The organism is Amycolatopsis sp. H20-H5 (assembly GCF_035828755.1).
GTDB lineage: Bacteria > Actinomycetota > Actinomycetes > Mycobacteriales > Pseudonocardiaceae > Amycolatopsis.
Window position 1 is genome coordinate 36,351 of the sequence record NZ_JAYMZS010000048.1, and the last position, 26,192, is coordinate 62,542.

The 26,192-nt window shown below is 70.0% G+C and carries 22 protein-coding genes and 1 pseudogene; 17 read left to right on the forward strand and 6 right to left on the reverse strand.

The genetic code is table 11. From position 1 onward, the window contains the following. Positions 1-125 precede the first annotated feature (125 nt). Positions 126-1,070 (reverse strand): alpha/beta hydrolase family protein, encoded by a 945-nt coding sequence (locus tag QMK34_RS24875; protein WP_326416733.1) that lies wholly within the window; start codon positions 1,068-1,070, stop codon positions 126-128. 150 nt (positions 1,071-1,220) lie between these two features. On the opposite strand from QMK34_RS24875, the gene QMK34_RS24880 reads away from it, so the two are divergent. Continuing rightward, positions 1,221-1,811: a TetR/AcrR family transcriptional regulator gene (locus tag QMK34_RS24880; RefSeq protein WP_326416734.1), complete on the forward strand. Its 591-nt coding sequence runs from the start codon at positions 1,221-1,223 to the stop codon at positions 1,809-1,811. 71 nt (positions 1,812-1,882) lie between these two features. Here QMK34_RS24880 and QMK34_RS24885 read toward each other — a convergent pair whose 3' ends face one another. After that, positions 1,883-2,770, reverse strand: coding sequence for an alpha/beta fold hydrolase (locus QMK34_RS24885; protein ID WP_326416735.1), 888 nt, complete (start codon positions 2,768-2,770; stop codon positions 1,883-1,885). Positions 2,771-2,885: 115 nt separating this feature from the next. On the opposite strand from QMK34_RS24885, the gene QMK34_RS24890 reads away from it, so the two are divergent. The 3 genes from QMK34_RS24890 to QMK34_RS24900 all read left to right on the forward strand — a co-directional run bounded on the left by QMK34_RS24890 (position 2,886) and on the right by QMK34_RS24900 (position 5,383). Then, the gene (locus tag QMK34_RS24890; protein WP_326416736.1) at positions 2,886-3,710 is read left to right on the forward strand and encodes an AraC family transcriptional regulator; all 825 of its coding nucleotides are present in this window, start codon (positions 2,886-2,888) and stop codon (positions 3,708-3,710) included. A gap of 124 nt (positions 3,711-3,834) precedes the next feature. Further along, a complete protein-coding gene (locus QMK34_RS24895; protein ID WP_326416737.1) occupies positions 3,835-4,260 on the forward strand; it encodes a phage tail protein in 426 nt (141 codons plus the stop codon). 322 nt (positions 4,261-4,582) lie between these two features. Further along, entirely contained in the window at positions 4,583-5,383 is an 801-nt protein-coding gene (locus QMK34_RS24900) for a pirin family protein (RefSeq protein ID WP_326416738.1), read from the forward strand. A gap of 1 nt (position 5,384) precedes the next feature. Here QMK34_RS24900 and QMK34_RS24905 read toward each other — a convergent pair whose 3' ends face one another. Then, a complete protein-coding gene (locus QMK34_RS24905; protein WP_326416739.1) occupies positions 5,385-6,590 on the reverse strand; it encodes a hypothetical protein in 1,206 nt (401 codons plus the stop codon). A 245-nt stretch (positions 6,591-6,835) separates the two neighbouring features. On the opposite strand from QMK34_RS24905, the gene QMK34_RS24910 reads away from it, so the two are divergent. The 6 genes from QMK34_RS24910 to QMK34_RS24935 all read left to right on the forward strand — a co-directional run bounded on the left by QMK34_RS24910 (position 6,836) and on the right by QMK34_RS24935 (position 12,628). Beyond that, on the forward strand, positions 6,836-7,456 hold the full coding sequence (locus QMK34_RS24910) for an L-threonylcarbamoyladenylate synthase (RefSeq protein ID WP_326416740.1): 621 nt from the start codon (positions 6,836-6,838) through the stop codon (positions 7,454-7,456). 164 nt (positions 7,457-7,620) lie between these two features. After that, entirely contained in the window at positions 7,621-8,097 is a 477-nt protein-coding gene (locus tag QMK34_RS24915) for a cobalamin B12-binding domain-containing protein (RefSeq protein ID WP_326416741.1), read from the forward strand. Next, positions 8,094-9,359 (forward strand): methylaspartate mutase, encoded by a 1,266-nt coding sequence (locus QMK34_RS24920; RefSeq protein WP_326416742.1) that lies wholly within the window; start codon positions 8,094-8,096, stop codon positions 9,357-9,359. Before QMK34_RS24915 ends, QMK34_RS24920 begins: the two co-directional genes overlap by 4 nt. Beyond that, positions 9,356-11,296: an FAD/NAD(P)-binding protein gene (locus tag QMK34_RS24925; RefSeq protein ID WP_326416743.1), complete on the forward strand. Its 1,941-nt coding sequence runs from the start codon at positions 9,356-9,358 to the stop codon at positions 11,294-11,296. The genes QMK34_RS24920 and QMK34_RS24925 overlap by 4 nt, the downstream gene beginning before the upstream one ends. Positions 11,297-11,384: 88 nt before the next feature. Next, positions 11,385-11,795 (forward strand): cupin domain-containing protein, encoded by a 411-nt coding sequence (locus QMK34_RS24930; protein ID WP_326416744.1) that lies wholly within the window; start codon positions 11,385-11,387, stop codon positions 11,793-11,795. A gap of 185 nt (positions 11,796-11,980) precedes the next feature. Continuing rightward, positions 11,981-12,628 carry a CGNR zinc finger domain-containing protein gene (locus QMK34_RS24935; protein ID WP_326416745.1) on the forward strand — a complete coding sequence of 216 codons (648 nt, stop codon included), beginning with the start codon at positions 11,981-11,983 and terminating at the stop codon, positions 12,626-12,628. On the opposite strand, the gene QMK34_RS24940 is transcribed toward QMK34_RS24935, so the two are convergent. Then, positions 12,588-13,547: a LysR family transcriptional regulator gene (locus tag QMK34_RS24940; RefSeq protein ID WP_326416747.1), complete on the reverse strand. Its 960-nt coding sequence runs from the start codon at positions 13,545-13,547 to the stop codon at positions 12,588-12,590. The two genes, QMK34_RS24935 and QMK34_RS24940, sit on opposite strands and share 41 nt — an antisense overlap. Before the next feature lie 381 nt (positions 13,548-13,928). Between QMK34_RS24940 and QMK34_RS24945 the strand changes: the two genes are divergently transcribed. After that, positions 13,929-15,953 (forward strand): S9 family peptidase, encoded by a 2,025-nt coding sequence (locus tag QMK34_RS24945; RefSeq protein ID WP_326416748.1) that lies wholly within the window; start codon positions 13,929-13,931, stop codon positions 15,951-15,953. Between the two features lie 144 nt (positions 15,954-16,097). Here the strand turns inward: QMK34_RS24945 and QMK34_RS24950 are convergent. Together QMK34_RS24950 and QMK34_RS24955 are read right to left on the reverse strand one after the other, a co-directional pair. Then, a pseudogene (locus tag QMK34_RS24950) lies at positions 16,098-16,871 on the reverse strand (glycoside hydrolase family 16 protein); the annotation flags it as partial. Positions 16,872-17,169: 298 nt separating this feature from the next. Further along, a complete protein-coding gene (locus QMK34_RS24955; RefSeq protein ID WP_326416749.1) occupies positions 17,170-18,186 on the reverse strand; it encodes a LacI family DNA-binding transcriptional regulator in 1,017 nt (338 codons plus the stop codon). Positions 18,187-18,362: 176 nt separating this feature from the next. Between QMK34_RS24955 and QMK34_RS24960 the strand changes: the two genes are divergently transcribed. From QMK34_RS24960 to QMK34_RS24985, 6 genes are read left to right on the forward strand one after another with little or no spacing between them, the layout of a single operon-like run. Continuing rightward, positions 18,363-19,448, forward strand: a complete 1,086-nt coding sequence (locus QMK34_RS24960; RefSeq protein ID WP_326416750.1) for an ABC transporter substrate-binding protein — start codon at positions 18,363-18,365, stop codon at positions 19,446-19,448. 7 nt (positions 19,449-19,455) lie between these two features. Continuing rightward, positions 19,456-20,988, forward strand: coding sequence for a sugar ABC transporter ATP-binding protein (locus tag QMK34_RS24965; protein ID WP_326416751.1), 1,533 nt, complete (start codon positions 19,456-19,458; stop codon positions 20,986-20,988). Further along, on the forward strand, positions 20,981-21,943 hold the full coding sequence (locus tag QMK34_RS24970; protein WP_326416752.1) for an ABC transporter permease: 963 nt from the start codon (positions 20,981-20,983) through the stop codon (positions 21,941-21,943). Before QMK34_RS24965 ends, QMK34_RS24970 begins: the two co-directional genes overlap by 8 nt. Then, entirely contained in the window at positions 21,940-22,938 is a 999-nt protein-coding gene (locus tag QMK34_RS24975; protein ID WP_442785206.1) for an ABC transporter permease, read from the forward strand. Before QMK34_RS24970 ends, QMK34_RS24975 begins: the two co-directional genes overlap by 4 nt. Positions 22,939-22,954: 16 nt before the next feature. Then, entirely contained in the window at positions 22,955-23,401 is a 447-nt protein-coding gene (locus QMK34_RS24980) for an RbsD/FucU family protein (RefSeq protein WP_326416753.1), read from the forward strand. Next, on the forward strand, positions 23,401-25,914 hold the full coding sequence (locus QMK34_RS24985; protein ID WP_326416754.1) for a LamG-like jellyroll fold domain-containing protein: 2,514 nt from the start codon (positions 23,401-23,403) through the stop codon (positions 25,912-25,914). Before QMK34_RS24980 ends, QMK34_RS24985 begins: the two co-directional genes overlap by 1 nt. The last annotated feature ends 278 nt before the right edge of the window (positions 25,915-26,192 follow it).

Consider the following 26,192-nt stretch of genomic DNA (forward strand, 5'->3'; position numbering starts at 1 on the left):
CGACTCAACCTTGCGAAAGTCCCCGTCAGTCACGCGGCCCTAGGCGCCAAACTGGACGACGTGAAATCAGTTTCCGGACGCTGTCTTGCTGGTGGAAGGCGCTCGTCCCGTACCGATGTTGCGCCTTACTTGTTGTCGATACGCCCGATCGGGTCGGTGGTCTCCACGAGCTCGGCCTGCACCTGCTTCCAGGCGAGGTCGTCGATCCCGAGGGCGCTGCGGAGGTAGGCCCACGAAGCCCGGCGGATCAACCCGACACGCTCGGGGCTCTCGTCGGTGGTGTCGGTGGCGTTGTAGGCGTGGATTCCGCCGAGTGAGTGCTCGCCACCGAACACGGTGAGCAAGCTGCGGGCGCCGGGGCTGTGGTGGTACACGTCGGTGAACCAGTCGGGACCCCGAGTCGAGAGCGCGGACTGGTCGTGGTCACCCGCGACCACGAGAGTCGGCGTGGTCAGGCCGTCGAAGTCGGGATACATGAAGGAGAAGTTCTCCTTGGCGAACGGTGTCAAGTCGTCGCCACCGATGCCGGTCGTCGCCAGGAGCACACCGGCTTTGACCCGAGCATCGGTCCTGTCGGGGCCGGGTTGCCCGTCCGCGCCGATGACGCGCGCACCGAGAAGCATGCCGACGGTCTGCCCGCCCCAGGAGTGTCCCGCGACGGCGATGCGGCCGCGGTCCACGCGGTCGGTGAGCCCGTGGACCGCGGCGAGGACGTGGTCGAGTTCGTCGAGCACCCGCCCGACGTCCTCGACCCGGAGGTGCCAGATGTCCGGGTACCGGGGGTCCGCGGGCGTGGTGGCGAGGGTCCGCGAGTCGAGGAACGTGGGCTGGATGACGACGAAGCCGTTACCGGCCCAGAAATCGACCAGCGGGTCGTAGAAGGACATCGACTGGCCGAAACCGTGGGCGAGGACGAGGACCGGGAGTCCGGTGCCGGAAGCCGGTGCCGACACCCGCACCCGCAGGTCGTCGCCGCGCTCCGGTGCGGGCAGGACGACCGGCTTGACGCTGATGATCGGGGTGGTCAGGGCGGGGACGGCGCTCGGGGCGAAGGTGCCGGGTGCGGGCATGTGCGGCTTCTTTCTCGATGGTTCGTGAGTGCCGCGTCGGCGCGGGTTCCGGCCGGGTGGGCTACCGGATACACTCCTAATCGGAGCACGGTTCCGAATATACGGAGCACTGTTCCGTTTGGCAAGGGTGGCCATGGAGAGGAGTGCCGCGTGGGTGCAGGGGACGAGCCGTTGTCGACGACCGCGAACCCGGGCAAGCGCGCGGACGCCCGGCGGAACGAGAAGGCGCTGCTGGACGCCGCGGCGTCGGTGTTCGTCACCGACGGGGTGGACGCGCCGGTACGCCGCATCGCCGCCGAGGCGGGCGTCGGCGTGGGGACGATCTACCGGCACTTCCCCACGCGCGCCGACCTCGTCGTGGCCGTCTACCGGCACCAGGTCGAGGCCTGCGCCGACGCCGGGCCAGCCCTGCTCGCGACAGCGGCGTCACCGTTCACGGCGATGGGTCACTGGGTGCACCTCTTCGTGGACTTCCTGGTGACCAAGCACGGCCTGGCCGCCGCGATGCGCGACGATCCCGACGGCTTCGTCGCCCTGCACGCGTTGTTCCTCGATCGTCTCGTGCCGGTGCTCGCGGGCATCCTCGCCGCCGCCCGCGACACGGGGGAGGTCACGGCTGAAGTCACCGCCTACCAACTGCTCCGCGCGATCGGCGACATCTGCGCCGGCGCCGATCGCCCGGATCCCGCGTACGACGCGCGGCTGACCGTCCGGCTGCTGCTCGCCGGATGCCAGCGGTAGGGCCCAGGCGCTCGGAGAAGCGCCGGTGGCAGTGGTGCCCGCATCAAACGCCCTGGCTCCGTAAGCAGGTGTTACGTGCGGTCCAAGCTGGTGCGCTTGGTGAACTCCAGGACCCGGTCGACGATCCGGTCACGGTCGGCCGGTCGGAGAAACAGGTGATGCCCGGCGCCCGGCAGTGTTTCGATGTCGGCGTGCGGCAACAGGGCACGGAGACGGTCTGCCGCCACGATCGGATCATGCACGACGCTGCGTGCACCGAACATCGCCAGCACGGGCGTGCGCACGGAGCGGATTTCGTCGTCGCCGGGACAGCTCTGAAAGGGAACTCGTGACCGGTAAGCCCGGATGCCCGCGAGGGTCAGTTGCGCGTCGGGCCTGCCCATGATGTCTTCGCCCGCGGACCAGCGCAGGAAACGCCGCCACATCCAGTCGTTGTCGAGTATCGCCGTCAGTGCGCTGTACCAGAGCACCGGGCGCGAGAACGGGGCTGTCAGCGTGGTGGGGTCCAGCATGGTGACCGAAGCGAGCCGGACAGGCGCGTGGATCGCCTGATTGAACGCGTGCCAGCCGCCGGTGGATCCACCCACGAGGTGAGCCTCGGTAAGGTCCAGGCGTTCGAGGACGTCGTCCAGGCACCGCGCACGATCTGCGAGGTCTTCGAACGGCGAGGTCTGCACACTGCGACCGGCCTCCCCGAGCGTGTCGACCGCGTAGACGGGACCGTGCGCGGCGAACGCCGGGATGAGCGACCAGTAGCACGCGGCAGTGGCCATGAGGCCAGGTAGCAGCACCATCGGCGGCACGTCACCCTGGCCGAAGCGGTAGACCCTGGTCGTGCCGTGCCGCGTCGCGACGTCGTATACCTCGGCCGGTGCCGGGCATTCGTCCATCGCCTTGTCGTACGCGTCGAAGTAGCGGTTCCGGCGTGCCGGACTTCTGAAGTCGCCAATGGCTTTCATCTGCGGAAGCCTCTCTGTAGGGAAGACCGACGCTAGGTGCCTGATTGACTGTCGTCTTGGAAGAATGCAAGGTGATCGGCACGGGGGAGGTGGCATGACCGGATGGACTCTTGTCGTGTCGCGTCAGGAGATCGCGCGAGCACCGGCCGAACGTGTCTTCGGCCTGCCGCACCCGCGGCTGGCCGCCCATGTGCTGACCTACACCGCGCATCACTATTCCCGGCTGGACTTGATGCCCTGGCGATTGACGCCACTGGGGGTGATCACCGTGACGATCGACCTCGCAGCGCCACCGATCCGCCGATCTGTCGCCGAGGACGGCCGCACGGGTACCGATCTGCCGTCGTCGCCGGTGATGGGATTGCGGGACAGGCCGCTGGTGCTGGAGCAGGCGGGCGCGACTCGCGGGATCATCATCGCGATGACCCCCCTGGGTGCCTACGCGCTGTTCGGCTTGCCCCTGCGCGAGTTGGCCAACGCGAATATCGCGCTTGCCGACCTGCTCGGCGCCGAGGCGAACCTGCTGGTCGAAAAGCTTGCTGAAACGCCCGGCTGGCTCGCGCGATTTCGGGTGCTGGACGACTACCTGACGGCCCGTCTTCAGCACGGCCCGGAATTGACGAGAGCGGTGCAAGGAGCCTGGCTGCGGTTGACGACGTCGTCCGGGCGCTTGCGCATCAGTACGCTCGCCGACGAGATCGGCTGGACCCGTCAGCACCTCAACGTCCGCTTCCGTGAACAGATCGGGCTCACGCCCAAAACCGTGGCCCGTATCGCCCGGCTCCATCACGCCGCGTCGCTGCTGACCCAGTCGTCACCGCCGCCATGGTCGGACGTCGCGCTGAGATGCGGTTACGCCGATCAGCCGCATCTCAACCGCGACTTTCGCACGCTCACCGGCTGTACCCCTACCGAGTACGTCACCGACCCACCCGGGTGAGCACGGGCAAAACCGCATCGCCGGGGACCTGATCGACGACCACCGCCACGCGCATACGTTGAGTCCGGCCTCGGTGGAAGATGTCCGACTCCACCGGCCGGACAGGAACACGGAGGACTTCGCCATGCCCTTCGCCGTGGACTTCGACACCGTATCGACCGTCGGCCTGCGCGCGAACGAGGCCCGGTACTTCAAGAACAAGTACGACCACGTCTTCACGGTCGAGCCCGCGAGCGACGCCGGGTCGACCGTCGACTGGGTGAGTCGGATCCTTGAGGAAGAACGAGGCATCGTCATCGCCTCTCGCCCGCTCGAAGCGACCGCGTTCCAGGTCGAAAACATTCTGATCGTCTACGTTTTTTACGACAACGGTCTGTCGATCAACGTGATGTACACCGTCGAGGACTCCGGGAAACGGGCGGTCGGGTTCAAGCTCTCCGACGGGATGGAAGCCCCCGCGGAACTCGCCTCGTTCAAGTTCGCCCGACAGAAGTCGAAGCTGGCCGGAACCATCCGCGGCTCCTACTTCGTCATCAAGAACGAGTACTGACCCCGGTACCGGGGTTGCCGGTCCTGCCATCTCCGCTCATGCCGCACCGCGGGCGCCGGTTCGAGCCGCACGACGTTCCCCGGCCGCACCGGACGGGCCGCCCTGGAAAGATCAGCCGCTCGGCCCGGGTCGTCTTGCGCCGGTCGTATCGTCGTGCCATGAGCAACCTCGACGCGGCGCCCCGCCTGACCACCTGCGGCGGGCGGGCCGGGATCGGTGCCGAGCCTGTGCGCGAACTGCTGGCGGGCCGCGAGGTGACGCTGGGGGAGAGCACCGGCGTCCGGCGGCTGCTGCCGACGCTCGGCAGGCGGATGGTCGGTGCGTGGTGTTCGTCGACCACTACGGCCCGGACAACATCGCCGAGCGGCCGTGGATGGCTGTGCCGCCGCATCCGCACCTCGGGCTGCAGACGGTCAGCTGGCTGCTCGACGGCGAGGTCCTGCACCGTGACAGCCTCGGCAGCGAGCACACGCTGCGGCCGGGGCAGCTCGGCCTGATGACCGCCGGACGGGCGATCTCGCACTCCGAGCAGTCGCCGCCGGACCACGCGCCGTCGCTGCACGGCGCCCAGCTGTGGGTCGCGCTGCCGGACGGTTCGCGGGCCACCGAGCCGCAGTTCGAGTTCCACGGCGACCTGCCGCTGATCGAGGAGCCGGGGCTGCGCGCCAGGGTGATCCTCGGCGAGTTCGCCGGGCTCGTGTCCCCCGGCCGGACGTTCTCGCCGCTCGCGGGGGTCGACGTCGGGCTCACCGCGGGGGCGGACACGGTGCTGCCGCTGGAGCCGGACTTCGAGTACGCGGTGCTCACCGCGGCGGGCGTGGCCGAGGTCGACGGCGTCGAGCTCGCGCCCGGCTCCCTGCTCTACCTGGGTTGCGGGCGCACCGAGCTGCGCGTCGGCGCGGCCACGGACGCCAGGATGCTGCTGCTGGGCGGTGAGCCGTTCGCCGAAAAGATCGTCATGTGGTGGAACTTCGTGGCGCGCACCGGCGAGGAGATCGCCGCCGCCCGCGAGCAGTGGCGCCACGGGACCGGGTTCGGGACTGTGCGCGGCTACGAGGGCGACGCGCTGGCCGCGCCCCCGCTGCCCCCGGGACCGCTGGCCGCCAGGGGCCGTACCCGGTAGGTCAGCGCGGTTCGAAGTCGAGATCCGGCCACAGCGAGATCAGCGCGTCGATCTTGCGCGGGATCTGGAAGCTGTTGCGGAAGTTCGGCTTCTCGCCGATCGTGGCCAGCGCCTTGCGCAGCTCGCCGAACAGCGGCTTGTGCGCCGACTTCCGGGTGAGCAGGTAGCTGTAGGTGCGGCGCGGGTAGGAGTACTCGTCGCGGTAGGAGTGCAGGACCAGCCCCGGCGGCTCGATCAGCGAACCGACCCGTGCCTGGCCCGCCTTCGTGCCGTAGACGCGGATCAGGTGCACGCCCGGCCGGTAGACCATGGGCACGGCCTGCCCGGATTCCTGGTCGTGCCAGCACAGCTCGACCGAAAACGGCGACTCGCCGTTTTCGTCGACCCACGCGTGGTGCTTGGTGAGGTCCTCCAGCGCGTATTCCGCCTCGGAGGACGGGTCGCCGCCTTCGAGCAGGTTGACCAGGTAGAGCTCGACCGGGCTGGGCCACGGCGGCCGGGGGACGTCCTCGGCGGGGGCGGTGTCCGGCTCCTCGGCCTCCTCGACGACCACCGCGGGGGCGGGCGTGGGTGCTGGGGCGACTGCGGGCTCGGTTTCTGTCGGCGTTTCTGTCTGCATGACCTGTGCCACCATGGGCTCGGGAGCGGGGTCCGGGACGGAGATTTCCGCCTCGGCCTGCGGTTCTGCGGTTTGTTCGGCTTCCGGCGCGCCGGAGCCCTCCAGCAGCGGTTCGAGGTCGCCCGCGGTGAGCGCCGGGCCCGCTTCCAGGCACCAGTCGAGCCAGGCGTCGCGTGCTTCGTCGACGGTGGCCGTCTCGTAGGAGAGGATCACCGCTTCGAACAACGACGAGCCCGCGGCGTCGGCGGATCCCGCGACCACGAAGGCCGGTGTGCCCTCCGCGACCACCAGCTTCGCGTTCAGCTGCGGCAGTGAGTGGACGGTGACGCCCGCCTTCACCCAATCGAGCAGCACCCGGGGGCTCGTGGTGCCGGCCTCGATGGCGGCGGGACTCGCGTCGGTGATGAGCGAATCGCCCTGGCGCAGCGGTAACAGTTCAGCGGCGTCGGGACCGACCGACGCCATGGCGGCGGCCAGCGAGCCCTGGCGTGGAGCCAGGAGCGGGGTGATCTCGGCCCAGACTTCCCCGCCGGTGAGGAGCCGGACGGAGCGGTCTGCCAGTCCCAGGCGGGCGATCTCTGCGTCCATATCTGAAGACCTTAGCCCGCCGGGCTGTCCGGCTGTTCGGCCGCAAGGACCTCGGTCCGCCGGGACGGGTGCGTCCGGGCGGACTTGAGCGGGCTCCGCGCAGGTCCTTGTCCGGCCGCTTAGTGTCATGAAAGGGTCTTTCAGGGCAAAAATTGCCCTGAAAGACCCTTTCATGACACTCGAGTGCCGGGCGGCCGTGAACGACCCGCCGGGCGCGCCGGGGAGCCGGCTCCTAAGCTCGGTGGATGGCCAGGTACTTCGACGTGCATCCGGAGAATCCGCAGCGGCGGGCGATCAGCCAGGTGATCGACCTCGTGCGGGCCGACGGGCTCATCGCCTATCCGACGGACTCCTGCTTCGCGCTCGGGTGCCGGCTCGGCAACCGGGACGGGATCGACCGGATCAAGTCCATCCGCCACCTCGACGAGAAGCACCACTTCACGCTGGTGTGCCACGACTTCGCGCAGCTCGCCCAGTTCGTCTACCTCGAGAACACGGTCTTCCGCGCGATCAAGGCGTCGACCCCCGGCAGCTACACGTTCATCCTGCCCGCCACCAAGGAGGTGCCGCGCAAGCTGCTGCACCCCAAGAAGAAGACCGTCGGCGTCCGCATCCCGGACCACGTCGTGGCGCAGGCGCTGCTGGCCGAGAACGGCGAGCCGCTGCTGTCGAGCACGCTGCTGCTGCCCGACCAGGCGGAGCCGATGACCCAGGGCTGGGAGATCAAGGAACGGCTCGAGCACGTGGTCGACGGCGTCCTCGACTCCGGTGAGTGCGGCACCGAGCCCACCACGGTGATCGACTTCTCCGACGGCGAACCGGTGATCGTCCGCCGCGGCGCGGGGGACACGTCCCGCTTCGAGTGATGGCCCGCCGCGTCAGGGCACGGTAAATTCCGGACAGCGGAAGCCGGTCGCATCGGATTCTCCGATTCGCCTGATCGGGTATAGCGATGTCCGGGGCTGCCATCGGTTTCTTCCGGGGCGCTTCGCCTTACGGGAGCACCGCCCCCGTGGCTAGCGTCGAAGGCATGGAAAAACCCGTTGCGGCACAAGGGAAATCACGCGGACGTGTGCTGGTGTCCAGCGTCTCCTCCGATTCCCACACCTGGAACCTGGTCTATCTCCAGCTCCTGATCGAGGAGCTCGGGTTCGACGTCGTCGCGCTCGGCGCCTGCGTCCCCGACGCCCTGCTCGTTGACGCCTGCCTCCACCACGACCCCGACGCCGTTGTGCTCAGCACGGTCAACGGGCACGGCGCGCTCGACGGCGCCCGGGTGGCCAGGGTGGTCCGGGCGATCCCCGCCCTCGCCGCGCTCCCGATGGTGATCGGCGGCCAGCTCGGGGTCGCGGGCACCGCGGACAGTGCGCTGGGCACCGAACTGCTGGACGCGGGTTTCACGGCGGTCTACCCCGCTGGCTCCGACCCGATGCGGCTCGCCGGATTCCTCTCCGTGCTTTCGGAAGAGCTGCCTCAGAAGATGCTGCCCGAGAAGGTGCTCGCATGAGCCACGAACTCGGCGCGTTCGTCCGGCGTTCGGCCGCGCTTGTCGTGCAACCCCGCATGGGTTTCGCCACGGCCGGGGCGATGCGCGCCGGGCTCGCCGCGGTGCGCGGCGCGGGCCTGCCCGCGGTCGGCACCATCACCCTCGACAGCTACACGCGGGTCGGTGACCACGCCGCCGCCCGCCGGGCGCTGGACGGTGGCCGCCCGCTCAACGGCTTCCCGATCGTGGCGCACGGCCCGGCGGTGACGGACGCCGTGCTCGACGGCCTGGCCGGGCCGGACTTCCCGGTCCAGGTGCGCCACGGGTCCGCCGTGCCGGGGGACATCGTCCGCGCGATGGAACGCAGCGGGCTGGTCAACACCGAGGGCGGCCCGGTCTCCTACTGCCTGCCCTACGGCCGGACGCCGCTCGCGGAGTCGGTGGCCAACTGGCGCCGCGCCGCGGACCTGCTCGCCGCGCGGGACGAGGTCTGTCACGTCGAGACGTTCGGCGGCTGCTTGCTCGGGCAGCTCTGCCCACCTGCCCTGCTGGTGGCGGTCTCCGTGCTGGAAGCCGTGTTCTTCCGGCAGCGCGGGCTGCGCAGCCTGTCGCTCAGCTACGCCCAGCAGACCAACGCCGCCCAAGACCTCGAAGCTCTCGCGGCCCTGCGCTCGCTCGCGACGCGCCTGCTCCCCGGTGTCCGCTGGCACATCGTGCTCTACACCTACATGGGCGTCTTCCCGCGCAGCGAGTCCGGCGCACTGCGGCTCATCGCGGACAGCGCGCGGCTCGCCGTGCGCGGCGGCGCGGCGCGGATCATCGTCAAGACCTCCGCCGAGGCGCACCGGATCCCGACCGTCGAGGAGAACCTCCGCAGCCTCCGGCTCGTCCACGACACCGCCGCGGCCACCGGACCCGGCACCGGCCCGGTGCCCGACACCGGGCTGGCCGCCGAGGCGACCGCGCTGGTCGAAGCCGTGCTTTCGCTGGATCCCGACGTCGGCGAGGCACTGATCCTGGCCTTCCGCCTCGGCCTGCTGGACGTTCCGTACTGCCTGCACGCCGACAACGCCGGGCGCACGCGCTCGGTCCTCGACAGCCGCGGCCGCCTGCGCTGGGCCTCGGTCGGCCGCCTGCCGCTGCCCCGCCTCGCGTCCGGCGCCCGCCGGGTCGGCGCCGCCGACCTGCTGCGGATGCTCTCGGCCGTCGAGCGCCGCTATGACCACCACCACCAGCCCGCGCCGCTGACCGGCGCACCGACCCTTGTGGAGGGAACACAGTGAACGACACCAGGACTGTCCGCACGATCGCGATCGTCGGCGCGGGACCCCGCGGTCTCGCCGTGCTCGAACGGCTGCTCGTGCGGCTCGACGGCGGCACCGGCCGTACCCGGATCCTCGTGCTCGACCCGTTCCCGCCGGGCGCGGGCCGGATCTGGCGCACCGATCAGGACGAGGTCTTCACCATGAACACCGTCACCGGGCAGGTCACCATGTTCTCCGGCCCGTCCGGCGGCGGCCCCGACCGGCCGGGCGCCGGGCCGTCGCTGGCCGCCTGGCTCACCCGGCAGCCGGAACCCGAGCTCGCCACCCTTGGCCCGGACGACTACGCCCCGCGCGCGGTCTACGGCCGCTACCTGCGTGACACGTACCGCACGCTCGTCGCTTCGGCGCCCGACGGTGTCGAGGTGCTGCACCTGGCCGCGACCACGACCAGGCTGCACGCCGCCGCCGGGACCTACCGGCTTGAGCTGGACGGCGGCCGCGAGCAGGTCCGCGCCGACGCGGTGGTGCTGTGCACCGGGCATCCGCGCCTGCGTCCCACCGAGACCGACGACGGCTTCGCGCGCTTCGCGGACCGCCACCCCGGCCTGCGCTACCTCAACGCCGATTCGGCCGCCGACCTGCCGCTGGCCGAGCTCCGCCCCCGCGACGTCGTCGGCCTGCTCGGGCTCGGCCTTGCCTGCTACGACATCGTCCTCGCGCTGACCGCCGGGCGCGGCGGCCGCTTCGAGCGGGACCCCGGTGGCGTCCTGCGGTACCTGCCCAGCGGCACCGAGCCGAAGCTCGTCGCCGGTTCGCGCAGCGGCCTGCCGTTCCCGGCGCGGGGACGCAACGAGAAGGCGGTGGAGCACCGGCTCAGCGCGGTGTTCGCCACCCCGGCCGCGATCGCCGAGGCGCGCGGGCGCGCGCTGCGGGAACGCGGCACGGTCCAGCTGGACTTCCGCACCGAGGTGCTGCCGCTGCTCGAACTCGAGCTCGAACACGCCTACCTGGCCGCGCACGTGCGGCAGCGCCACGGGCTCGCTCGCGAGCGGGAGTTCCGCGCCCGGCACCGCGAGTGCGTCGCCGACGGCCGCGGCACCACCGCGCTCCGCGCCGCCTTCGGACTGTCCGATGTGGACGAAATGGAGCTGGAGCGGCTGGCCCGCCCGTTCCACGGCCTGCGCTTCGACGGCCAGGACGAGTTCCGGGAGGCGCTGCTGAAACTGCTGGACGACGACCTCGCCGAGGCCCGCGGCGGCAACGTGACGAACCCGCTCAAGGCGGCGCTCGACACCCTGCGCGACGTCCGCGGCTGCGTCCGGGCGGCCGTCGACTTCGGCGGCCTGCGCCCGGCCTCGCACCGCGACGACTTCGCGGCCTGGTTCACCCCGGTGAACTCGCTGCTCGCGGCCGGTCCGCCGGACTTCCGGGTCGAGCAGTTCCTCGCGTTGCTCCGGGCCGGGATGATCACCGTCGCCGGGCCCGACGCCCGGTTCGCCGTGGACGAGGACGCGGGCGCGTTCGTCGTCCAATCACCCTCGGTGCGGGGCTCGCGCCACGAGCTGAGCGTGCTGATCGACGCCCGCATCCCGGTCCCGGACCTGCGACGGGACCTCTCGCCACTGCTGGCGGGGCTGCTGGAGGACGGGCTCGCCGGGGAGTTCGTGGCGGTCGACGACCTCACCGGCGAACGGCTGGAGACCGGCGGCCTGCGCGTCACCCCGCCGCCGTGCCGGCTGGTCGACCTCGCCGGGCTGCCCGTCACCGGGCTGTACGCGCTGGGCCTGCCGACCGAGCACACCCGCTGGTTCACCCAGGTGGGTAGTAGCCGTCCCGGGCCGCGCGACGGCTTCTTCGCGGACGCCGACGCGATCGCGGCGGCCATCACCTGGGTCCCGGCCCAGGTTCGGCTCACCACCACCAGCACCACCGCCGTTGCGAGTGGCGTGCGGTGACCGGGCACTCGCCGCCGCCCCGGACGTCGCGCGCGGTATGGTCCGGCGCGTCTCGCTCTCCTGAAGTCCGTGGCGAAGGAATTCCACCATGACCGTCACCAACTCCACCCCCGCCTCGCTGCGCGACGTCTTCGTGCTGAGCGGCCTGCTCGACGGGAACCTGGCCACCAGCGACGCCCTCGAGTGGCAGGAGTGGGTCCAGCCCGGCCGGGAAGCGGTCGACATCCGCTGGCTGGTCACCCCCGGTGTCAGCGGGCCCGAAGGCTGCACGATGTTCCTGGTCTCGTTCAAACCCGGTGCGCACGGCGACCTGCATCGCCACCTGGGCCACGAGCTGATGTTCGTGCTCGAAGGGCAGCTGCACAACGACAATGGCGACGTCTACCCGCGTGGCTCGCTGATCGTCGAACAGCCGGACAGCACCCACCAGGTGAGCAGCCCCGGCGGCTGCGTCCTGCTCGTCGTGCGGGAGCGGCCGGTCGTCCCGGTGAGCCAGTAGCGCGGATTCGCCACCTGACCGTGGACGGCGAGTGTGCTGAGGGCGCTACCTGCGCCTATGGTGAACTTGGTGGGTGATCGTCGCCCGGGTGAGCATCGCGGGTGCGGCACTCGGCGGTACCGCGCAGTGCCTGTGGAGCGGGATGGTTTTCGGGCCGGATCCCGGCGTGTCCGGGCTGCGGGAGAATGATCACGGAATCGGCGCACGTGCAGCCGGGCGTGCAGGAGCGGGAGGTGCCGGTGATGGCGACCAGGACGGACGTGCGTTTCCGCTTCGACTCGGGGCGGCCGAGTCTCGACTTCCTGGCCACGGTGGGCAATCGCGGCGGGCTGGTGCCGAATGAGCGGCTCGCGTCCCCAGCCCGGTGGTCCGCCTGGCTGGTCGAGAGCGGGATGATGCCCGCGGCGCTCGACGTCGACGGGCGTGCCTACGCGGACGCGATCTCGTTGCGGGAGGCGATGCAGCGGATCGTGCGAGCTGTCCTGCTGGGTGACCCCGCCGGTGACGCCGACGTCCGGGCCGTCAACACGACCGCGGCGGGCCCCAGGGTCCCGCCGCCGGAGCTGCGGGTGACCAGCGCCGGAGACCTGCAGGTGGAGCTGGCGTCGGCCCGGTCATTGGCCGAGGCCAAGACCTTCCTGGCGCTGGACCTGCTGGATCTGCTCAGCGGGCCACTGGTGCACTCGATGCGGATGTGCTCGGGCGAGCACTGCGAGATGGCCTATCTCGACACGTCACGCGGAACGCGCCGCAAATGGTGTTCGTCGGCGGTGTGCGGAAACCGGTCGCGGGTCAGCCAGCACCGGGAACGCCGGCGCGACGGGGACGGCTGACCCCCCGCTCGCCGGTCGCCACGTACAGCGGCTCGGCCGCGTCCTGACGCCGCCAGACGGTCACGATCTCCTCCCGCACTTGGCGGAACGCGTCCGAGATCGACGTCCGCCGGTGCACCAGGATCGAGTGCACGTCGACGGCCGGCCGCCACGGCAGCGTGACCAGCTCACCGCGACGCAGTTCCGCGTCGACGGCGACCCCCGCTATCACGGCGAGCCCGCCGCCCTGCGCCACCGCGCGTTTCACCGCCTCGACGGTGCCGAGCTCGATGTGGTCGGGCGTGGGCTCGGGGGCGAGCTCGCGGCGCAGGACCTGCCAGCACGAGCAGTTCGGGCTCGTCACGAGCACGACCTCCCCGCGCAGGTGTGCCGGCAGGACCTCCGGCAGCGTGGCCAGCGGATGACCGGCCGCGGCCACCAGCACGATCCGTTCCTCGGCGATGCGTTCCGAGCGCAGCTGCTGGTGGCCCAAGGGCGCGGTCAGCACCACGGCCATGTCCACCCGGCCCGAGTCGACCGCGTCCGCGGCGTCCTCGCACCGCAGGAAAGTGACGGAAAGGCGCAAATCGGGGAATTTCGCGCGGACCTGCCGCAGTACGTCGGGCATGCGATAGGTCGCGAGCGTCTCCACAGCGCCGACCACGAACCGGGTGCGGCGGTGTGCCCCGCCCCCCACCATTTCTTCCGCCTCTTCGGACAGGCTGATGATCTTTTCGGCATAGGGCAGCAGACGCGCGCCCGCCTCGGTGAGCGCGACACCGTCGCGGCCACGGACGAACAATTGCACGCCGAGGCCCGATTCGAGCTTGTGCACGTGCGAGGTCACACTCGACTGGGCGTAGCCGAGGTGCTCGGCCGCTCGGGTGAAGCCCACTCTCCTGGTCACTTCGACGAAGCTGATCAAATTCCGGATTTCCACTGCGTCCCCTCTGTTTCATTCCGCTGAGAACAGGACTTTGCGAATCGGCAATTTACCATCGGTGTATGGGATTTCCGGCGTCCGGAAAGGTGTAACCGAAAACACTGGCTTAGGCGTGCTGTCCTTTTTTTGAAGGCCCTACCTGCACCTTTGAATGGTGGTATTGAGTGTCGGTCGTATTGCACGGTAAGGCGGCAGGCTGCGTTCGGCTGCGGTTTCCTGTTTCCTTTTCGCGGTGGCGGCCAAGTTTCGCGCACCGCGTTGCGTCCATTTATGGAATGGAATCCCGATGCCGCGGGTCACGGTGCCCGATTTGCCGGTTTCAACGGTTGCCACCAAAGTCGGTGTTCCCCGCCAGGGGTGATCAGTAGGGTCGGCCCAATGGCTCTGGACTTGGATACCTACCTGACGTTCCCGCGGCTGTCGGGTCTGCGCGTGGCCCCCGGCGGGCGGCTGGTGGTCCAGTCCGCGTCGCCCGATCCCGACGGCGCCGCGTTCGCCACCGAGGTCCTGGAGCTCGACCCCGCCGGTGCACGGGAGCCTCGCCGGCTCGCCGGCCGCCGTCCCGGCCTGGCCGCGGCGGCCCTCGCCCCCGACGGTGGCCTGCTGCTCACCGACCGGCGTCCCGATCCCGAGGCGGCCCCCGGCGAACCGGCGGCCACGGACGAGGCCGCCGCACTCTGGCACCTGCCCGCGGGCGGGGGAGAGGCCCGCTTCGTCGCCGGCACCCCTGCCGGGATCACCGCCGTCCGGGTGGCCGCCGACGCCGGGACGACGGTGGTGCTCAGCGAGATCTTCCCCGGCACGGACACCTTCGAGGCGGACCGGGCGAAGGCCATCGCCAGGAAGAAGGCAGGCACCTCGGCGTTGCTGTTCGAGGGCTACCCCTACCGCTACTGGGACTCCCCGAACGCGCCGAGGGCCCGGCGGCTGTTCGTCGTCCGGCCGGACGGCTCGCTGCGCGATCTCACCGGCGACTCCGGCACCGCGCTCGTGGCGGACCTGAGCTTCGACATCACCCCGGACGGCCGCACCGTGCTCGCGATCTGGCAGGTGGAGGTCGGCAAGGCCCGCTGCGAACGCACCCTGGTCGCCATCGACGTCGAGACCGGCGAACGCCGGACGCTGCTGAATGAGCCGGACACCTTCGAGCTCGACGTCGTCTGCAGCCCGGACGGCCGCCACGCCGCGGTGACCCGCATGCGGCTGCCGACCACCGATCGCCCCTGGGACATCCAGCTGTGGCTGGTGTCCTTGGCCGATGGCTCGGCGCGGCACGTCGCCCCGGACTTCGGGCAATTCCCCCTGAGTCCACAGTGGACACCGGACGGCCGCGCACTGCTGTTCACCGCGGACGAGAACGGCCGCTGCCCGCTCTTCCGTGTGGAGGTCGGGGCCGAGGTCGACGGCGAGGTCGGCGCAGCGGCGGCCGCCCCGATCCGCCTCTGCGCCGACGGCGCGGTCACCGACCTCCAGTGCGCCCCCGACGGTTCCGCGATCTACGCCCTGCGCTCAACGATGGCGACGCCGCCGGAGGTCGTGGTCCTCGACCCGCACGCCCCCGACCAGACCCCCAAGGTGCTCCACGCCGCGGCGCTGCCGGTCGAACTTCCCGGCCTGCTTCAGGAAGTCCACACCACTGCCGACGACGGCACCGCCCTGCGCGCCTGGCTGATCACCCCGGCGCCAGCGGAGTCCCCGGCGCCGCTGGTGGTCCTCCCGCACGGCGGCCCGGTCCTGTCCTGGAGTGCCTGGTCGTGGCGATGGCAGCCGCAGCTCTTCGCGGCCCGCGGGTACGCGGTGCTGCTCCCGGACCCGGCCCTGTCCACCGGCTACGGCCGCACCATGCTCGAGCGCGGCTGGCAGGAATGGGGCGGCCGCCCGTACACGGACCTCCTCGCCCTCACCGACGCCGCACTGGAACGCCCGGATCTCGACGCCACCCGCACCGCGGTCGCCGGCGCGTCCTACGGGGGCTACCTGACGAACTGGATCATCGGCCACGCCGACCGGTTCCGCTGCGCCGTTTCCCACGCGGGCATCTGGGACCTCCGCTCCTTCCGTCCCACGACCGACGACCTCGGCGAATGGGAGATGTGGTTCGGCGACCCGGCGAAGTACCCGGAGTTCTACACCCAGTGGTCCCCGTCGACCCACGTCGAGCGGGTCACCACGCCGACCCTGGTGACCCACGGCGAGCTCGACTACCGCTGCCCGGTGAGCGAGGGATTGGCCCTGTACGGCGAGTTGCAGGCACACGACGTCGAGAGCGCGCTGCTGTACCTGCCCGACGAGGGGCACTGGGTGCTCAAGCCCGGCAACGTCAAGGTCTGGTACGAAACGGTGCTCGCCTGGCTCGATCACCACGTGCTCGACGAGCCCTGGCAACGCCCGGACCTCGTCTGACGCCCTCAAGCTTGGATGATCCCTGAAGGCCACCTTCACGGCGTAAAACGCCGTGAAGGTGGCCTTCAGGGACCTTGGCCGTGGTCAGGGAAAGACGGCAGGTGGACCCGCCTCGGTCCACCTGCCGCCAGTCGGGGGTCGTCAGCTCACGTGGACGTAGTCGACGACGAGCTGCTGCGGGAACTGGGTGTTGCCGTCGGGGTCGCCGGGCCAGTAGCCGCCGACGGCGAGGTTGAGGATCACGAAGAACGGGTGGTCGAAGACCCAGCGGTTGCCGTTGAGGTCACTGGGTGTGCGGGTCTGGTAGACGTTGCCGTCCACGGACCACTTGATCGAGTTCGGCGCCCAGTCGACGGCGAAGGTGTGGAAGTCGTCGGAGAAATTGGGGCCGTTGTAGCCCGCGCCGATGCCGCCGGAGCCGGAATAACCGGGGCCGTGGATGGTGCCGTGCACCGTGTTCGGCTCGAAGCCGACGTTCTCCATGATGTCGATTTCGCCGCAGTTCGGCCAGCCGTTGGCGCCGATGTCGTCGCCCAGCATCCAGAACGCGGGCCACATGCCCTGCCCGCGCGGGAGCTTCATGCGAGCCTCGACGTGACCGTAGGCCTGGGTGAACTTGCCCGCGGTGTTCAGCCGCGCTGAGGTGTACTCGCACGAGCCGTACCAGCAGTTGTAGTTGCCGGGGTTTTCTTTCTTGGCGGTGATGACCAGGTGGCCCTGGCCGTCCATGGCCGCGTTGTTCGTGCCGCTGGTATTCCACTGGCGTTCGTGGTTGGTCATGTTGTCGCCGGCTTCCTGCTGCCACTTGCCACCGTCGACTCCGCTGCCTGCCGGGCCGTCGAAGTCGTCGGAGAACGCGGCGGCCGGGCTGGCGCCGCCGGAAGGGGCGCTGACCAGCACGGATGCGGCTATCGCCAGGACGGGGATCAGGATGCGGGCGGCACGACGCCAGCGGGGGATTGTGCGCCAGCGGGGGATTGTGCGCCAGCGGGGGATTGTGCGCCAGCGGGGGATTGTGCGCCAGCGGGGGATTGTGCGCCAGCGGGGGATTGTGCGCCAGCGGGGGATTGTGCGCCAGCGGGGGATTGTGAGAGACAACGCTGTCACCTCAGACCGGGGAGTTTGTTGCTGTCGACAACAAACTGTGGATCGCTGTGATACGAGCCACAACCCGGCTGAGGGATATTTTCCCTCTTGTCCCCGGTTCGCTGCCCTTTTACACCCCCGGGCGGCCGATGGTGCTCTCGCGGACTTTCAGCATGAAGGGCGTCTGGACGTCCTGTGGGGGAAACGGGTCGTCGTCGCCCCCGGTGCGACGGCGGATCAGCTCGACCGCCGTCCTGGCGATGGCACCCTTGTCCGGCGCGATGGTGGTGAGCGACGGGACGCTGTACGCGCCTTCGTCGGTGTTGTCGAAGCCGACGAGCGCGACGTCCTCGGGCACCCGCAAGCCGCGTTCGGTCGCGGTGCGCAGGGCGCCGATCGCGAGGAGGTCGTTGAAGCAGAACACCGCGTCCGGGGGTTCGGGCAGCGCGAGCAGCGTCTCCATGGCCTGCGCGCCGTCGCTGCGGTGGTAGGTCATCGCCGTCGCGACGAGCTCGTCCCGCATCGGCAGCCCGGCCTCGGTGAGCGCGGCGCGGTACCCGGCCAGGCGCAGCGCGGCCGTGCCACGGTGCGGGTTCTGGCCGATGGCCGCGATCCGGCGGCGGCCGGTCTCGATCAGGTGCCGCACGGCGGTCTTCGCGGCGAGCACGTTGTCGATGGCGATGTGGTCGATCGGCACGTCGATCGCGTGCTCGCCGAGCATGACCAGCGGGACGCCGCCGGCGAGCTCGGCGAAGTCCTCCGCTTCGAGGGCTTCCGGGCCCACGATGGCGCCGTCGATCATGTGCGGCCCGAGCGAGGCCAGTGTCGAGCGTTCCTGGGCGCGGGTGCCCTGGGTCTGCTCGATCAGCACGTTCCAGTCCTGGGCCCGCGCGGCGGTGATGACCAGCCCGGCGAGTTCGCCGAAGTACGGGATGCTCAGTTCGGGCACCACGAGCGCGATGAAGCCGGTGCGCCCGCGGCGCAGGTTCCGCGCGCCGACGTGCGGCCGGTAGCCGGTCGAGGCCAGTGCCTCCTCGACGCGCCTGCGGTTCTCCGGTTTGACGAACTCATAGCCGTTCACGACGTTAGACACGGTCTTGACCGACACTCCGGCGAGGGTGGCCACATCCTTGAGCGTCGCTGCCATGCACGGCTCTCCTTCACGCTCCGGGTGGCGTTCGTCGGAGTGTAGCCGCGGGAGACAGCTCTTTACAACGTTGTATCGACGAGGTAAAAACGTGGTCAGCTCAAGTCGTGAGTGACTCGGGTCACCTGCCGGCCCGCCGCGCGCTGTCGTTCGTCCAGTCTTTCCGAGGAGTTCCGATGTCCCCATCCACCGTTCCCACCGGTGCCCGAATTGTCCTGGTCACCGCCGCCGTCGCCTCGGTCGCACTGGCCGGGTGCGCCAAGAGCGAGACCACCCCCGCCGCGCCGTCGAGCGGTGGCGGCCCCGCCGCGTCCGCCGCCCCGGCGACCCAGGCGGGCCCTGGCTGCACCATCACCCAGACGGGTTATCCGAAGGTGGATCTCAAGTCCGCGGTGATCGGCTTCTCGCAGTCGGAGAAGGAGGCCAACCCGTTCCGGATCGCGGAGACCCAGTCCATCAAGGACGAGGCCGCCAAGCTCGGCATCGCCGCTGACAAGCTGCTCACCACCAACGCCCAGAGCGACCTCAACAAGCAGATCAGCGACATCAAGTCCCTGCTCGACCGGGGCGCGCAGCTGCTGATCGTCGCGCCGCTGAACTCCGACGGCCTCCAGCCCGCGCTCGACGCGGCGAAGGCGAAGAAGGTCCCGGTCATCACCGTCGACCGCAAGGTGACCTCGCAGCCGTGCACCGACTACCTGACGTTCATCGGCTCCAACTTCGTCGAACAGGGCAAGCGCGCCGCCGACGAGATGATCCGGGTGACCGGCGGCACCGGCAAGGTCGCCATCCTGCTCGGCGCCTCGGGCAACAACGTGACCACCGACCGCACCCAGGGCTTCAAGGACCAGCTCAAGTCCGCGGCCGGGTTGTCGATCGTCGCCGAGCAGACCGGTGAGTTCGACCGGTCCAAGGGCCAGGCCGTGATGGAGCAGCTCATCCAGAGCCACCCCGACCTGACCGCCGTCTACGCCGAGAACGACGAGATGGGCATCGGCGCGGTCAACGCGCTCAAGGCCGCGGGCAAGAACCCGGGCAAGGACGTCAAGGTCGTCTCCATCGACGGCACCCGCAACGCGGTGCAGCTCATCGCGGACGGCAGCTACAACGCGGTCATCGAGTCCAACCCGCGCTTCGGCAACCTCGCGTTCAAGACGCTGCAGGAGTTCGAGGACGGCAAGTCCGTCCCGCCCACCGTGGTCATCTCCGACGACCAGTACGACGAGACGAACGCGGCCCAGAAGGTCGCCAACGCCTACTGAGCGGGGAATGTCCACAATGGAGCAGTCAGTGCTCGGCGCGGTCGGGGTCTCGAAGGAGTTCCTCGGTGTCAAGGCGCTGGACGCGGTGTCGTTCTCGTTGCGGCCGGGGGAGTGCCACGCGCTCGTCGGCGAGAACGGCGCCGGGAAGTCCACCCTGATCAAGGTGCTGACCGGGGTCTACCAGCCCGACGGCGGCGAGATCCGCCACCGCGGCGAGCCGGTCCGGTTCGCCCGGCCGAACGCCGCGCAGCAGGCCGGGATCTCCACGATCTACCAGGAGGTCAACCTCGTCCCGCTGATGAGCGTGGCCAGCAACGTGTTCCTCGACCGCGAGCCGCGCACCCGGTTCGGGCTGCTCGACTGGCAGAAGATGAACACCGGCGCCGCCGAGTTGCTCGTCGGCTACGGCATCACCGGTGACGTCCGGCGGCCGCTCGGCACGCTCAGCGTCGGCGCGCAGCAGATGGTCGCGCTGGCGCGGGCGGTGTCGACCGACGCGCACGTGGTGATCATGGACGAGCCGACGTCCTCTTTGGAGCCGCGAGAGGTCGAGACGCTGTTCTCGGTCATCGACCGGTTGCGGGAACAGGACATCGCGATCGTCTACGTCAGCCACCGGATGGACGAGCTGTACCGCGTGTGCGACCGGGTGACCGTGCTGCGGGACGGGAAACACGTGCACACCGGCGACCTCGCGGACCTGCCGCGGATCGAGCTCGTCTCGATGATGCTCGGCCGGGAGATCGGCGACATCCGCGCGCACGGCGTCACCGGCTTCGGCGAGGACCACCACGCCGACCGGGAACCGTTGCTGCGCGCGGAAAACCTCACCAGTCCACACGCGCTGTCCGACGTGTCGGTGTCCATCCGGCCGGGCGAGGTGGTCGGCCTTGCCGGGCTCCTCGGCTCCGGTCGCAGCGAGACGGCCATGGCGATCCTCGGCGCGCTCCCGCTCAGCGGGGGCCGGGTCCTGGTGGGCGGCAAACAGCTCCCGTCCGGCAACGTCGGCGCCGCCATGCGCGCGGGCATCAGCCTCCTGGCGGAGGACCGCAAGGCCGACGGCATCGTGCCAACGTTGTCAGTGCGGGAGAACATCGTGCTCGCCGCGCTGCCAAGGCTGTCCCGCTTCGGCCTGGTCAGCCGGGCCAAGCAGGACAAGGTCGTGGACATCTTCATGAAACGCCTGCACATCAAGGCGTCCAGCCCGGAACAGAAGGTCGGGGAGCTGTCCGGCGGCAACCAGCAGAAGGTGCTGCTCGCGCGCTGGCTGTGCACCGAGCCGCGGATCCTGCTGCTCGACGAGCCGACCCGCGGCATCGACGTCGGCGCGAAGGCCGAGGTCCAGGCCCTGATCGACGAACTCGCGAAGGAGGGCTTGGCCGTGCTGCTGATCTCGTCGGACATGGAGGAGCTCATCGACGGCGCCGACCGGCTCGTCGTGCTCCGGGACGGCGTCGTGGCCGGGGAGCTCGTCGGCGACCAGGTCAGCGAAGCGAACGTGCTGGCCGCGATCGCGGCGGAAGGGGGCGAGGATGACTGACACCGCTGTCGCGCGGAGCTGGACCAAGGCGCAGGTCGCGGGCTGGCTGCAGGCCTACGGCGTCTATCTCGCCGTCGTGCTGCTGCTCGTGTTCAACCTGGCCTTCACCGACAACTTCCTGTCCGCGGCCAACTTCCGCACCCAGCTCGTGCAGGCCGCCCCGGTCTGCATCGTCGCGCTGGGCATGGCGCTGGTGATCGGCACCGAGGGCGTCGACCTGTCGGTGGGCGCGGTGATGGCGCTCTCGGCCGCGCTCATCCCGCTCTACCTCGGGTACGGCCCGGTCGCGGCGGTGCTCGTCGCGCTGGTGGCCGGGCTCGCGGCCGGGCTGTTCAACGGTTTCCTGGTGTCCTACATCGGGATCCAGCCCATCGTGGCGACGCTGGCGTTGCTCGTCGGCGGGCGCGGGCTGGCGCTGGTGATCGCGCACGGCCAGCTCATCGGAGTCCGCGACCAGAGCTTCCTGACGCTGGGCACCGGCGACCTGCTCGGTATCCCGATCAGCGTGCTGGTCGCCGCGGTGCTGTCAGTCCTCACCGGACTGCTGGTGCGCAGGACGACGTTCGGCCGCCGGATCGTCGCGGTCGGCGGCAACCGGTCCGCCAGTGCGTTGGCCGGGTTGCCGGTGAGGAAGGTGCTGGTCGGCGTCTACGCGCTGTGCGGGGTGTTCGCCGGGATCGCCGGGGTGCTCGCCACCGCGCGGCTCGGGGCCAGCGACCCGGCCGACATCGGGCTGCTGATGGAACTGTCCGCGATCACCGCGGTGGTGGTCGGCGGCACACCGCTGACCGGCGGCCGCGTCCGCATCCTCGGCACCGTGATGGGCGCGGTGCTGATGCAGCTGGTGCGGGCGACGCTGATCAAGCACGACCTGCCGGACTCGACCGCCCAGCTGGTCCAGGCCGCGATCATCGTGGTCGCGGTCTACGTCGCCCGTGAGCGGAGCACCCGATGAGCGTCACCGAAGCCCCCGCGACGGCGCCCGTCGCGGGCGCGCGCCGCCAGCTGATGGCGGGACTTTTGCAGCGCCAGGGCGCGGCGGCCGTGCTGGTCGTCGTCATCATCGTGTCCTGGCTGTCGTTCCCGCGGTTCGGCAGCGCGGACAACCTGCGCGACCTCGCGCTGCAGAGCTCGTTCCTCGCGGTGATCGCGCTCGGCATGACGTTCGTGATCATCACCGGCGGCATCGACCTGTCCGTCGGCTCGGTGTACGCGCTGGGCGGCGTCCTCGCGGCTTACGGCTCCCAGTGGGGTTTTCTGGTCGCGCTGGCGCTTCCGCTGGCGGTGTGCGGCCTGATCGGGCTGATCAACGGGATCCTGGTCGCCCGCACGGGTTTGGCGCCGTTCATCGTCACCCTCGCGTCGCTGCTGTTCGCCCGCGGGCTGCTGCTCGCGATCACCAGCGAGGGTGCGACGACGTACAAGATCAAGGACGGTTCGGCGTTCCTCGAGCTCGGCCGCGGTGAGATTTTCGGCGTCGGCGTCCCGGTGTACCTCGCGATCGTCCTTTTCGGACTCGGCGGGCTGCTGCTGCGGCGCACCAGGTTCGGGCAGTCGCTGTTCGCCACCGGCGGCGCGGAGCAGTCCGCGCTGCTGATGGGACTTCCCGTCGCCCGCACCAAGATCACCGTGTACACGATGAGCGGGCTGCTCGCGGGCTTCGCGGGCGCGCTGACCGCGGCGTACCTGCAGTCCGGGGTCACGGTGATCGGTGTCGGCACCGAACTCGACGCGATCTCCGTGGTGGTGATCGGCGGGACGCTGCTGACCGGCGGCGCCGGCACGGTCATCGGCACGGTGATCGGGGTGGCGCTGCGCAACGTCATCCAGAACATCATCAACCAGATCGGCACCCTGGACAGCAACTACCAGTCGGTGGTCAGCGGCGCCTTCCTGCTCATCGTGGTGGTGATCCAGCGCTGGCTGGCCCGCCCCCGCACCCACCGCTAACCCCCGGGGAGCCCGCATGCTGCGTTATTCGCTGATCCACCCCGAACTGCTGTCCGTGCTGGCCGGAGCGGGCCACGGCAGCCGCGTCCTCATCGCCGACGCCAACTACGCCCACCGGACCAACACCAGCGGGCACGCGCCCGTGATCCACCTGAATCTGCGGCCGGGACTCGTCACCGTCACCGAGGTACTGGAGACCCTCGTCGACGCGACCCCGGTCGAGGCGGCCGCGCTCATGCGGCCGGACGACGGCTCGACCTGCCCGGCCGAGCCGGGCTACCGGACGATCCTCGGCCCGGAAGTCCACTTCGGACAACTCGGGCGGGAGGAGTTCTACCAGGCGTGCCGCGGGCACCAGCTCGCCGCCACGATCGCCACCGGCGATCAGCGGCACTACGCCAACATCCTGCTCACCATCGGCTCACTCCCCGCACCGGAATCCCCGACAACAGGAGAATCTTGATGGCCCACCGAAGTCGCTGGACCGCGTTAGCCGCCCTGTTCACCCTCCTAGTGACCACCGCCAGCGGGGGTGTCGCCTCCGCCGCGCCGTCCGCCGACCCCGGCTGGAAGCGGCTGACACCGCCGCTGACCACACCGTGGACCAACCAGGTGTCGCCCTCGAACGCCCTGCCGGACTACCCGCGCCCGCAGCTCACGCGGGACCGCTGGCAGAACCTCAACGGCGTCTGGCAGTTCGCCGCCGCGACGCCGGGGCAGGCGCCGCCGACCGGCGCTGGCAAGGACCTCGCCGAGCGCATCCTCGTGCCCTACCCGGTGGAGTCCGCGCTGTCGGGCATCATGCGGCACGAGACGCAGATGTTCTACAAGCGCGGCTTCACCGTGCCGAAGGACTGGAAGGTCGGCAAGAACGACCAGCGGCTGCTGCTGCACTTCCAGGCCGTCGACTACGACGCGACCGTGTACGTCAACGGAAAGAAGGTCACGCAGCACACCGGTGGGTACGACGCGTTCTCCGTCGACGTCACCAACGCGCTGACCACGGCCAAGGACCAGGAGATCGTCGTCGGGGTCGCCGACCCGAACGACGCCGGCGGCCAGCCGCTGGGCAAGCAGCGCAAGCCGGGGGACGGCATCTTCTACACGCCGTCTTCGGGCATCTGGCAGACCGTGTGGATGGAGCCGGTCGCGAGCGCGCACATCGACCGGGTCAACCTGACGCCGGACGTGGCGAGCAGCACCGTGGCGGTCAACGCGCTGGTCGGCGGGCCGGTCAAGCAGCGGGTGGAGGCCGTGGCCTACGACGGGAACCGGCCGGTCGCGCGCGTCAGCGGTGACGCGAACAAGCCGCTGAAACTGTCGGTGCCCCATGCCAAGCTGTGGTCGCCCGACAGCCCGTTCCTCTACGACGTCAAGGTGCGTCTCTCCGGCGGTGACGAGGTCGGCACGTACTTCGGCATGCGCTCGGTCAGCATCGCGAAGACCCCGGACGGCAAGAACCGGACGATGCTGAACGGCAAGTTCGTCATGCAGCTCGGCCCGCTGGACCAGGGTTTCTGGCCCGACGGGATCTACACCGCGCCGACGGACTCGGCGCTGAAGTTCGACCTGGTGAAGACCAAGGAACTCGGCTTCAACATGGTGCGCAAGCACATCAAGGTCGAGCCGGACCGCTGGTACTACTACGCCGACAAGCTCGGTTTGCTGGTGTGGCAGGACATGCCCGCGATGAAGACCGGCGTCGAAGCGACCCCCGCCGCGCAGGTGAACTTCGAATCCGAGCTGCACCGCATGATCGACCAGCATTCGAGCTTCCCGTCGATCACCACCTGGGTGCCGTTCAACGAGGGCTGGGGCGACTACCAGGTCGGCCGCATCGCCGACCAGGTCAAGGCGTGGGACCCGTCGCGGCTGGTGAACGCCGAATCGGGCGTCAACTGCTGTGATTCCGAGCCGGACAGCGGCCGAGGTGACCTGTTCGACGACCACTCGTACGTCGGGCCGGGCACACCTTCACCGGATGCGACGCGGGCGGCGGTCGACGGCGAGTACGGCGGTCTTGGTCTCAAGGTCGACGGGCACCAGTTCGACCCGGCGGGCAGTTTCGCCTACGAGATGGAGCCCGACAGCGCGACGCTCACCGCGCGGTACGCGCAGCTCCAGCAGCGGCTGAAGCAGGCCGAGCTGCAGTGTGGTGTTTCGGCGGGCGTGTACACCCAGACGACGGACGTGGAGAAGGAGGTCAACGGCTTCTTCACCTATGACCGTCAGGTGACCAAAATGGACGTCGCGAAGGTGCGGGCGGCCAACGAGGACGTCATCCGTGCCGGGAGTTCGGTGGGCGCTGTGAAGCCGCCCGCCCTGCCGCCGGGCAAGCCGGGGCTGGACGGGATCGACGCGTACGCCTTCGACGAGAACCAGGGCACCGTCGCGAAGGACTCCGCCGGAACGCACGACGCGACCCTGACGGGTGGCGCGGGCTGGACGGCCGGGAAGTCGGGTTCGGCGTTGTCAGCGAAGGGCGACGGCCAGTTCGCCGACACCGGTGCCGCGCTGCTCGACACGACCGGCAACTACAGCGCCGCCGCCTGGGTCAAGTTCGACGACTCCGGTGACGGCACGGTCGGCGGCGCGTTCCAGACGCTCGTCAGCCAGGACTCGACGTCGAACAGCGCGTTCTTCCTGCAGTACTCGGGGCAGGACAAGCGGCTGGCGTTCAGTTTCGTCGGTGCCCGCGCGCTGGCTCCGGCGGCTCCGGCGCCGGGTCAGTGGTATCACGTCGTCGGTGTCCGTGATGCCGCGTCGGGCCAGCTCAAGCTGTACGTCGACGGCAAGCTCGCGGCGACGAAGAACGCCTGCCTCGGCGACGCGTCGACCGGGCACACCGTGATCGGGCGCGGTCAGTACGGCGGGAACCCGGTCGACTACCTCAAGGGCGCGGTCGACCAGGTGCACGTCTACGACCGGGCGCTGTCCGACGCGGACGTCGCCGCGCTGTACACCAGCGGCCACTGAACCGACCCTGGTGAGGGCCCATTTCCGGGCCCTCACCAGTGCGTTGCCGTTGAATGGCGGCCAGGACCCGCAACTCGTCGACGAGTCGTGGTCTCTCGCGCGTAAGACACCACGACTCGTCGACGAGTCGTGGTAGTTGCAGACGCCGGGCGCTAGTACTACAGAGCTAGATCTTTGCGTGTCGGTTCGTGATATCGGCTGCTGGTTGTGCGAGTGTTTGCGTGTGACCATTCCTTCTGCTGGGCGGGCTGGCGTCGCGGGCGGTGCGACTCGGGAAG